The organism is Bacillota bacterium (assembly GCA_012837285.1).
Lineage (GTDB): Bacteria > Bacillota > DTU030 > DUMP01 > DUMP01 > DUNI01.
This window is the reverse complement of record DURJ01000148.1, coordinates 1-2,158: the sequence shown is the minus strand read 5'-3', so window position 1 is coordinate 2,158 and position 2,158 is coordinate 1. Positions and strand designations below refer to the sequence as shown.

2 protein-coding genes are annotated in these 2,158 nt (G+C 55.5%); both read left to right on the top strand.

The annotated features are described in order from the left end of the window. Nucleotides 1–521, top strand: a 521-nt coding sequence (locus GX016_08455) for a helix-turn-helix transcriptional regulator (protein HHT71591.1), incomplete at its 5' end; no start/stop codon positions are given. A gap of 528 nt (nucleotides 522–1,049) precedes the next feature. Then, a partial coding sequence (locus tag GX016_08450) for a PQQ-binding-like beta-propeller repeat protein (GenBank protein HHT71590.1) occupies nucleotides 1,050–2,158 on the top strand: 1,109 nt, incomplete at its 3' end.

Here is a 2,158-nt window from a genome sequence, read left to right as displayed (position 1 = left end):
ATCTGAGTGAAATCGAGCGTGGTCGGGTGAGCCCGGCCCCGGCAACCCTGAATCGCATTGCCGAAGCTTTAGATACCGGCGTGGCCCAAATACTGGGTCCGCTGGCGGGACTGGGCGCTCGTTTGCGACAGGCACGAGAAGATCTGGGCTACAGTCAGGCCGAACTGGCAGAACGGGCGGCGGTTTCACCGGGTTTGGTAGGCCAAATTGAGCGCGGCGAAGTGCAGCCATCGCTTCTCACCTTGGATAACTTGGCTGCAGCCTTGGGCGTATCACCTTGTTACTTAATCCAAGAAGAAGACCCGGCCGCTTTTTATGCCCGCCTAAGCCCCAGTGTGCGTGCGTTGCTGGAAAGACCCCAGGCTCAGGCAGTGTTGGAGCGTATTTGTACTTGTACCCCCAGGGAAATACGATTTTTGCTGGAATTTCTCAATCTTTATAAACATCATCATTGTCCTGGCGGCCAAACGGCGGCAGCCGAGTCATCGGCGACGACAAGTGAAACAAGAGCAGAAAAATAGAAGGAGCCTTAAACGGCTCCTTCTAAAGTAACAAACCGAAACGGTCCCCACCCGCTGAGCCCGATCCGAATTCCTCCGGGCTGCACGCGCAAATGGTCGCTGACATAGACCTCAAAACCGTTAATATTCTGCTGCTGATAACCGTCGGTGTCTGTGGGTGCGCCTGCAAGCACGGCAGGTCGAATTACCGGTCCGCCTCAGCCACCGCAATCGGCGTACTGAACTCTCAATTCGTCCGTGCCCTTGGCCAGCAGGTATTTCTGAGCTTCAGGTGTAATTTCTACTTTTACCATTGTTCTTCCCCCCCTGTAGGATTAGGATATGCACCGTAGTGCCGAAGGTAATAACTTTCTCACTTCAACTATACTACATAAGATGTTCGCTGTAAACAAAAATCTGTCTGGATATTTACCAAACAGATTTTTTGGCTTTCAGCCCTTGCTCGCGGATAATATCAACGGCACGTCCTGGAAAAAGAAGGAAAAGGCGACCCCAAAGGCGAACTTGCCAGTATAGAGCAGGTTCGGGGTGAATAAGGTGCAGGACCATCGGTACCAAGGCGGTTTATGGGCGGCATTATTCTTAATATTGCTGCTGCCGTTTCTATTTATTAGATCCGGTGTGGGCCATCCCACTCTCAGCTTGCCGGTGTGGGGGCTAAAAGCCTCACTACCCCGGGCTCGGTTGGTGTGGGAATATTATGGTCAAGCCGACCATATACCTTGCTGGCTGGGCGGGGAATTGATCCAGCAGCAGCTAATAACCGAAGCTGCACCCGGCATGCTGGCAGCGGTGGCTGCCGACGGGGCCGTGTTGTGGACAGAAGAGGCCCCGGGACCGTTTAAGGCCCTGAGCGATGGACGTCAACTGCTGTTGGCGGCTGACAGCGGTCAGGTGACCAAGTTTATCTCTGAACAAGGCGTACTTTGGTCTGAAGCCACCGGGTGGGATGTGCAGGCCTTGGCTTTGGCCCCGGATGGGAAACTGGCTCTGGCTCAGGGCCCGGTACTGGAGGAACAGTCCAACTTGCTGGAGCGGGTGCGCCTGTACAGTCCGGACGGTGAGCTTCTGGCCGAACACATATTCCGTAACAATTCGGTTATTAGGCTGGCTGCTGCCTCTAAGGACAACTGGGTTGTGAGTACCGTAACTTTAACCGCAGAGACGCCCCAAGGACGGCTGGCAAGGTTAACTACCGAACCGGGGAGTACTAGGCTCCTGTGGCAGAGTGCCGACATTATCCACGCCTTGGCAGTGGGAACCCGGGGCCTAGCCGCAGCCGCCGGCGATAAGGTATATGTAGCTCCCTGGGACAGTGAACCCTATACCATCCAGCCGAAACACCCAGCGGCTGATCTGGCCTGGACCCCAGGCGAGGATTTGGCTGTAATCCAAGCCGGCGATTCGCCGCTGGCACCGGCCCGATTGATCCTCATGACCACCGGCGGCGAACGAATCTGGCAGCGGCGCCTAAAAGGTTCTTGTCGGGCCTTGGTGGTGCGTGGGGAGGAAGTGCTGGTGGCCGATCCGAATATAGTCTATTCTTTTTCCGTCGACGGAGATCTCAATTGGTGTTACGAAAGCCCGGCTGCCATCAAGGGGCTGTATCCGTTGGCCGACGAAAAAGAAGTGGTGGT